The following is a 7,746-nucleotide window of genomic DNA, read 5'->3' as shown; positions in this document are numbered from 1 at the left end:
AAATCCGATGAATTTCACAACCTTGTCACTCATCTTTTTATACGAAAGTATAATTTAAATCTTTTATTTAGAAGTTAATAATTTTAAAAACAAAAAAATTGAAAACATTTGAAATTTTACCACCACCCATCACTTTTTTAGCCACGGCCTCGGGCATGACGCTCTGGGGTTTGGGTTCGGCCTTTTGGGGGGTGGTGATTGGTGGTTTGGCCTATGTGCTGCTGCACAAGCCGTGGCGACAAGCCCCCAACCGCTAAAAGCAACCGCTGGCACGCGCTTCGTGGCGCAGCAGGCGGGGTTTTTGGGGTTGGGGCTGGCGCTAGAGCCGTACTGTGGCCTCGGTGTTAGGCCACGGCATCGGCGGGCAAGCGTTGCAACATCGCCAAACTGTTGGCAATGGTGGCGCGCAAGTCGCGGCGGTCGCAAATCAAATCAACCGCGCCTTTTTCTAGCAAAAACTCGGCTCGCTGAAATCCTTCGGGCAGCGTCACGCGCACGGTGGACTCGATCACACGCGGGCCAGCAAAACCAATCAGTGCTTTGGGTTCGGCAATCACCAAATCACCCACAAAGGCAAAGCCAGCACTCACGCCCCCCATGGTGGGGTCGGTGAGGACGCTGATATAGGGCAAGCCTTTTTTCGCCAAGCGGGTCAGGGCTGCATTGGTTTTAGCCATTTGCATCAGCGACAGCAAGCCCTCTTGCATCCGGGCGCCGCCGGTAGCGGTAAAGCAGATAAACGGCACTTTTTGCTCAATCGCGGTTTCAACGCCACGCACAAAGCGCTCGCCCACCACGCTGCCCATGCTGCCCCCCATGAACTCAAATTCAAAGCAGGCCACTACCACGTTAATGCTTTGCACCGCACCACCAAACACCACCAAGGCATCGGTTTCGCCAGTGCTTTCTAGGGCTTCTTTCAGGCGTTCGGGGTATTTGCGGCTGTCTTTGAACTTGAGTGCATCCACTGGGATGACTTCTTGGCCGATTTCATAGCGGCCTTCGGGGTCCAAAAAGGCATCCAGTCGGGCGCGCGCACCAATGCGATGGTGGTGCTTGCACTGCGGGCAAACGCATTGGTTATGCTCTAAATCGGTTTTGTACAACACCGCATCGCAGCTGGGGCACTTAATCCACAGCCCTTCGGGCATTTGGCGGCGCTCGGTCGGGTTGGTAGGCTGGATGCGCGAGGGCAGGAGTTTTTCTAGCCAAGACATGGATTGCTTCCTGGGGTTTAAGCGTCAAGGGCTTTGCGAATACCACGCATAAAGTCAATGATGAGGGGCACCACTTTTTCGTAGGGTTGGTTTTCTAGCAATTGGATGATGCGCGTACCAATCACCACCGCATCGGCCACCCGGCCCACGGCTTGGGCGCTGGCCGCATCACGAATGCCAAAGCCCACGCCCACCGGAATTTTGACATGCTCGCGAATGCGCGGCAGCATTTCTTCTACTGCCGAAGTATCCAGTGCCGCCGAACCCGTCACGCCCTTGAGCGAGACGTAATACACATAACCGCTGGCCACGCGCGCCACTTGGGCCATGCGCTCGGGGGTAGAGGTGGGGGCCAGCAAGAAAATCAAATCCATGCCATTGGCACGCAGTTGCGCGGCAAACTCTTCGCACTCTTCGGGCGGGTAATCAACGATGAGGACACCATCCACACCTGCCGCCGCCGCATCGCGCACAAAAGCGCCTTCGCCGTGCAGCTGGTCATAGCGCTCTACCGGGTTGGCGTAGCCCATCAACACCACCGGCGTGGTGCGGTTGCGCTTGCGAAACTCGCGCACATGGCCCAATACCTGCACCATGCCGATGCCGAGTGACAGGGCTTTTTCGCCCGCTTTTTGAATCACCGGGCCATCGGCCATCGGGTCAGAGAAGGGAACGCCTAACTCGATGATGTCGGCCCCAGAATCGACCATCGCGTGCATCAGCGCCGGGGTAATATCGGCAAACGGAAAACCTGCGGTAACGTAGGGAATCAGGGCTTTACGGCCCTTGGCTTGCAATTGTTCAAACGTGGTTTGGATACGGCTCATGGCTTGTTGCTTTCTCCGCCCTTGACGCTCAGGCCGCGCATGGAGGGGCGGTCGTAAAAATCTTCTCCCGACAAATCGGCCACCGTGCCGATGTCTTTATCGCCCCGGCCCGACAGGTTGACCAAAATAGATTGGTCGGGGCGCATGGTTTTGGCCAGCTTCATGGCGTAGGCAAAGGCATGGCTAGACTCTAAGGCCGGAATAATGCCTTCGGTGCGGCACAGGTAATGGAAGGCGGCCAGCGCCTCTTTGTCGGTGATGCCCACATACTCGGCCCGGCCCAGCTCTTGCAGCCACGCATGTTCTGGCCCCACACCGGGGTAATCCAAGCCAGCGCTGATGCTGTGCGTTTCCATAATTTGGCCGTTATTGTCTTGCAAAATGAAGGTACGGTTGCCGTGCAGCACGCCAGAGCTGCCTTTTTGCAGCGAGGCCGAATGCTTGGCCGTATCCAGCCCCTCACCGGCGGCTTCTACACCAATCAGGCGTGTTTTTTCGTAAGGGATATAGGGGTAGAAGATGCCCATTGCATTGCTGCCACCGCCCACACAGGCCACCACCACATCGGGCTGCTGATTGGCCATTTTTTGCTCGGCCAGCATGGCGGGCATTTGCGTCAGGCATTCGGTGCCAATCACGCTTTGGAAGTCGCGCACCATCATCGGGTAGGGATGTGGCCCGGCCACGGTGCCAATGATGTAGAAGGTGTTGTCCACATTGGCCACCCAGTCGCGCATGGCTTCGTTGAGCGCATCTTTCAGGGTTTTACTGCCCGACTCTACTGGCACTACCGTTGCACCCAGCAGCTTCATGCGGAACACATTGGGGCTTTGGCGTTTAACATCCTCGGCCCCCATGTAGATGATGCACTCTAGGCCATAGCGGGCGCAGATGGTGGCCGTGGCAACACCATGTTGGCCAGCGCCGGTCTCAGCAATGATGCGCGGCTTGCCCATGCGCTTGGCCAGCATGGCTTGGCCAATCACGTTGTTGATTTTGTGCGCGCCGGTGTGGTTCAAGTCTTCACGCTTGAGGAAAATTTGCGCGCCACCCATTTCGCGGCTGGTGCGCGCGGCGTGGTACACCGGTGAGGGCCGCCCGACAAAGTGGGCCAACTCATAATTGAATTCGGCCACAAATTGGGGGTCGTGTTGGTAGCGGGCGTAAGCCTCGCGCAGTTCTTGTAGCGCAAAGGTCAGGGTTTCGCTGGCAAAACTGCCGCCGTAACGGCCAAAGTGGCCAGAAGCATCAGGGTATTGGTAGGAAGCCATGAGAGGTATTTGCAAGTTGGGCATCGGCTGCACGCACGGCAGCCACAAAGCGATGGATTTTTTCAGCGTCTTTTAGGCCGCGCAGGGGTTTGCCATCGGGGCCATCTTGTTCAACGCCGGAGCTGACATCAACCGCCAGCGTTTTGCAACGCGGGCGCACTTGCAGGATGCCATCGCCCACGTTTGCAGGTGTAAGCCCACCAGACAAGACGAGGTGAGCGTTGACGCTTGGAGGAAGGAGTGACCAATGGAATGCCTGGCCGCCACCGCCGTAGCCCTCTACATGGGCATCGAGCAAAATGGCCTGCGCTGGAGAATAGGAAGCGGCGTATTTTACGAGGTCAAACTGTGCCGCCCCTGCGCCTAAGGGTATTCTGGCGGCGCGCACAAACGGACGCGCCCCGTGGTTGGTGGCCGCCAAGCAATCCGCCAAGGATTCATCGCCATGAAATTGGCACAAGGCGTTGCCGATGTGGGCGCAAGCCGCTTGTACCTGCGCGGCGGACTCATTGACGAACAACAGCACGGGCGTGACAAAGGCAGGCAAGCGCCGGGCCAGTTCAGCCGCGCGTTGCACGCTCACGGCGCGTGGGCTGGGCGCATACAGCACAAAGCCGATGGCATCCACGCCCGCCGCCACGGCGGCATCGACATCTGACTCGCGTGTTAGGCCACAAATTTTGATGCGGGTGCGGTGTAGCCCGCGCAAAGAGGAAGACAAACTCATGCAAGCGCTCCAAATCAGGGGAGCCAATCAAAAGCCGGGGTGCGCTCGGGCAAGCCCCAAGCCGGGTCATACACTGGCCCCAAAAAATACAAACCATCGGGTGCAAAGGTAGGGGCGGCTACTTGGCGTGAGCGCGCTTGCAGCACCTCGCCCATCCAACTGGCTGAGCGGCTACCACGCCCCACGGCCACCAAGCAACCCATGATGTTGCGAATCATGTGGTGCAAAAAAGCGTTGGCCTCGAACTCAAAACGCCAATAGCAGACTGGAATCGCCATGCCCGTTTGGCCTGCCTGCATCGCGCGTTGGGTGATGTCGATGCGCTGCATGGTTTTAATGGGCGACAAAGCCTGACAAGCTGCCGCCCGAAACGAGGTGAAATCGTGTTCCCCCAGCAGTTGGGCGGCGGCTGCGCGCATGGCCTCGCCATCCAGCGCCTGAAAAACCCAGCCCACGCGCCCGGCCTCTACACTGGGACGCACCGGCGATTGCAACAGCACATAAGCGTAGCGCCGCGCTGTGGCACTGGCGCGTGCATGGAAGCCATCGGGCACGGCCTGCGCCCATTGCACTGCAATATCGGGCGGCAAAAAGGCATTGCTACCGCGCACCCAAGAGGCCATAGACCGCTGCACTGGGGCATCGAAATGCACCACCTGCATCAGCCCATGCACGCCCGCATCGGTGCGACCGGCACACAAAGTATGCACGGGTTGGGTGGCAAAGCGGCTCAGGGCCGCTTCTAGCCGGTCTTGTACGGTTTGGCCCGAGGGTTGGCTTTGCCAGCCTTGGTAGGCTTGGCCGTTGTAGCTCACCCCCAAGGCGACACGCATACCGGCTACCAACTCAGGCCAGCTCCGACAACATGGCTTGCGCCTTGGCTTTGAGGGCACCCGAAGATTCGGCGATGACCTCTTCAATCAGGGTGCGTGCGCCATCGCTGTCACCAATGGCGTTGAACTCTTGCGCCAAAGCCAGTTTGGTTTCGAGTGGGTCTTCGGACTGACCTTCAAACGGGCCATCTTGCTCTAGCGCGGCCACCGCCTCGTTGACTGCGGGTGCAGCGGCCGGTGGGTCGATGGACAGCGCGCCAAAGTCGAAGTCCATCAGCTGCGAATCAGTAGCTGGGGCGGTAGTGACTTCCAACTCGGGCAAAGGGGCCGCGCTGGGTTCTGCGCTGGCTTGCTCCGAGGGCATGTCCAGCGAGAACTCCAAATCGGCCATTACCGGCGTAGCGGGCGCATCAATGGACGGCAAACCGGCGGCTGGTGCGGCGGCGGCGGGCTGGGGAGGCTGCACCACTGGTAAATCGGGCACGTCCCAAGACAGGCTCATGTCGGGGGCAGGCTCGGGCGTTTGCTCTGGGGCTGGGGTAGGTGCAGGCGGTGGTGGCGAAATGGGGCCGGTATCGAGTACCGGCATGGCCAGCTCGGGCATCTCGGTGGCCGAGGCAATGGCGGCCGCAAAACCACCGGGGTCGGCAGCGGCATCTTCGGCCGGGGTATCGTGCAGCTCTAAATCGAGGTCAAAATCCAACTCGGGCGGCAACTGTCCGGCACCGGTGTTGAGGTCACCTTGGGTGCTGGCAAAGCCGGTGCTGGCGGCAGCTGCCGCAGCGGCCCCAACAGCCCCAGCGGCACCGGCGCTTAGACCGGCAGGGCGGGTCGGGCCACCGGGCTGGTACATGGGATTGCTAGGATCGACTTCACGGCCCAAATCGACGATACGGTTCCAGTCGGGGCCTTGGCCTTGGGTGAGTTTGTAAACATCAGCGGCCACCGCTTCCAAGCCCTTGCGGTCTTGGCGCTTGGCGTAGATTTCGCCCAATTTGGTGTGGATGGCGACACGCTCGGGGGTATGGCGCAGGGCTTCTTTGAGGATTTCTTCAGCTTGCAAGTCACGGCCATAGGCCAGATAGACATCGGCCTCGGCCACGGGGTCTACATCACCGCCCGGGTCCAATTGGCTGGAACCATACGACATGGAAGAGGAACCAGTGGTGGATTCAGCCGCATTGCTGGTATCGACTTGCTGGCCGCCGCTGGTGTTAAACACAGAATCGGACGGCAAGCGGCTTTCACTGAACGAGCTATCCACCGATTCTTTGGCCTTCTTGCGCCGCAGGTAGGCCAGATAACCCCCATAACCAGCCAGCAGCGCAAGCAAGCCGCCGCCAGCTAAGGGCAGTATCGGGTCTTCTAGCAGGCCACTGACGAAGCTGGGTTCTTCGGGCGCTGGGGCCGGTGTGGGCGCAGGCGCTGGGGCCGGTGCTGGAGCAGATACAGGCTCTGCTGGGGCTGGCGCTGGCTCTGTCGCCAACACCGGTGCAGGGGCGGGTGCAACCGCAGGAGCATCGGTAGAGGCGACTTCTGGAGCCGGAGCGGGTGCTGGTGCAGGCTCTGGAGCTGGCGTGGGGGCCGGTGCTGGCGCTGGCGCTGGCGTGGGTGCTGGTTCTGGGGCGGGTGCTGGCTTGGGGGCCAACACGGGGGCGGTTACGCTGGCATTGAGCTTATTGAGGTCTTCAATGTTCTTCGCCAGTTCTTGGGCGCGGGTGTTGGCTTCGTTCTTTTGTTTGCTTTGCGCCAGTTGTTCTTCGGGCGTGGCTTTTTGCCCGGTCATGGCTCCCTTGGACAAGGTGAGCTTATCGGGGGCGGCACTGGTGGGGCGTTTGTCTTCGACGCGCGTTTGTACCGTGCCTTTGGCCGAACGGTCGGCGGCCTCAATTTGCACCGCCGGGGCGGTGGCTGCCAAACGGCGGCGGAATTCATTGAAGTCTCGGCTTTGTGCCGCCATGATTTGGCGCGCTTGGGCCACCGGCACGGACTGGGCTTGCTCGGCGTTGGGCACTTCTAGCACTGCACCGGCTTTCAAGCGGTGTACGTTGCCAGCGGCAAAGGCTTCGGGGTTGGCACGTAGCAAGGCGACCAGCATTTGGTCTAGCGATACACCCGCAGCACGGCGGCTTTCGGCAATGCGGCCAGCGGTATCGCCCAAGCGCACTTGTACGCTTTGTGCATTGTCTGGGGCTGGTACGGGTACGGGTGCTGGTGCAGGCTCCGGGGCAGGAGGCGGCTCTGCTGGGATAGCCCGCGTGGCTGCTGGTGCTGGTGCAGGCGTGGGGGCTGGTTTCTGGGTTTCGGCTGCTGGGGCTGGCGCTTCTGTGGGGCGCTGCGGCTCTACCACCTCTACCGGTGTTGGAATCGGTGCCGGTGTTGGCAGAGGCGTTGGGGTAATTTGCGGGGCCGCTGCCAAAGCCACCGGGGGCCGACGCAGGGCGGGTGGGTCAAACAGCATGGTGTAACTGCGCGTGATGCGCCCGGTACCCCATGAGGCATCAATCACCAAGTCAAGAAATGGGTCATTCACAGGCCGGTCGCTGGCGATTTGCAACACCATGCGGCCATTGGCACGCCGGTCTAGCCGCACGCGCATTTGTGGAATCACGGAGGAGTATTCCATTCCTTGGCTGCGGAAAATTTCCGGGGCAGCAGGGCTGACGCGCAAGGTATCAGCCTCGGCGGCACTGATTTGGGGCAGTTCGATCTCGGCGCGCAAAGGCTCACCCAGAGCAGACTGCACCGTGATTTGTCCTAGGGCCAGTGCCGAAGCGTCAGCGGCGTACAGGCCAAGGGTCGCCACGACCGCTCCTGCCAGCGCAGAGTATTTCCAACGATGCATGGTTGCTATCAAAGATAAGAAAAAAA

6 protein-coding genes and 1 pseudogene are annotated in these 7,746 nt (G+C 60.1%); 1 reads left to right on the top strand and 6 read right to left on the bottom strand.

Translation table 11 applies throughout. The features are described 5' to 3' along the window. Positions 1-128: 128 nt before the first annotated feature. Positions 129-257, top strand: a pseudogene (locus PHX60_RS14280) (benzoate/H(+) symporter BenE family transporter); the annotation flags it as partial. 87 nt (positions 258-344) lie between these two features. On the opposite strand, the gene accD reads toward PHX60_RS14280, so the two are convergent. From accD to PHX60_RS14250, 6 genes are read right to left on the bottom strand one after another with little or no spacing between them, the layout of a single operon-like run. Further along, a complete protein-coding gene (accD, locus tag PHX60_RS14275) occupies positions 345-1,217 on the bottom strand; it encodes an acetyl-CoA carboxylase, carboxyltransferase subunit beta (RefSeq protein ID WP_300079071.1) in 873 nt (290 codons plus the stop codon). A 17-nt stretch (positions 1,218-1,234) separates the two neighbouring features. Then, on the bottom strand, positions 1,235-2,044 hold the full coding sequence (gene trpA / locus PHX60_RS14270) for a tryptophan synthase subunit alpha (protein WP_300079069.1): 810 nt from the start codon (positions 2,042-2,044) through the stop codon (positions 1,235-1,237). Further along, positions 2,041-3,315 carry a tryptophan synthase subunit beta gene (trpB, locus tag PHX60_RS14265; protein ID WP_300079066.1) on the bottom strand — a complete coding sequence of 425 codons (1,275 nt, stop codon included), beginning with the start codon at positions 3,313-3,315 and terminating at the stop codon, positions 2,041-2,043. Before trpB ends, trpA begins: the two co-directional genes overlap by 4 nt. Further along, entirely contained in the window at positions 3,293-4,042 is a 750-nt protein-coding gene (locus PHX60_RS14260; protein WP_300079064.1) for a phosphoribosylanthranilate isomerase, read from the bottom strand. The genes trpB and PHX60_RS14260 overlap by 23 nt, the downstream gene beginning before the upstream one ends. Positions 4,043-4,056: 14 nt before the next feature. Next, positions 4,057-4,875, bottom strand: coding sequence for a tRNA pseudouridine(38-40) synthase TruA (gene truA, locus PHX60_RS14255; protein ID WP_300079061.1), 819 nt, complete (start codon positions 4,873-4,875; stop codon positions 4,057-4,059). Positions 4,876-4,888: 13 nt separating this feature from the next. After that, positions 4,889-7,681 (bottom strand): FimV/HubP family polar landmark protein, encoded by a 2,793-nt coding sequence (locus PHX60_RS14250; protein ID WP_366144394.1) that lies wholly within the window; start codon positions 7,679-7,681, stop codon positions 4,889-4,891. Positions 7,682-7,746: the final 65 nt, after the last annotated feature.

The organism is Giesbergeria sp., assembly GCF_028686475.1.
Classification (GTDB): domain Bacteria; phylum Pseudomonadota; class Gammaproteobacteria; order Burkholderiales; family Burkholderiaceae_C; genus Simplicispira.
The sequence above is the reverse complement of the archived record's forward strand: the minus strand, read 5'-3'. Positions and strand labels throughout refer to the sequence as shown.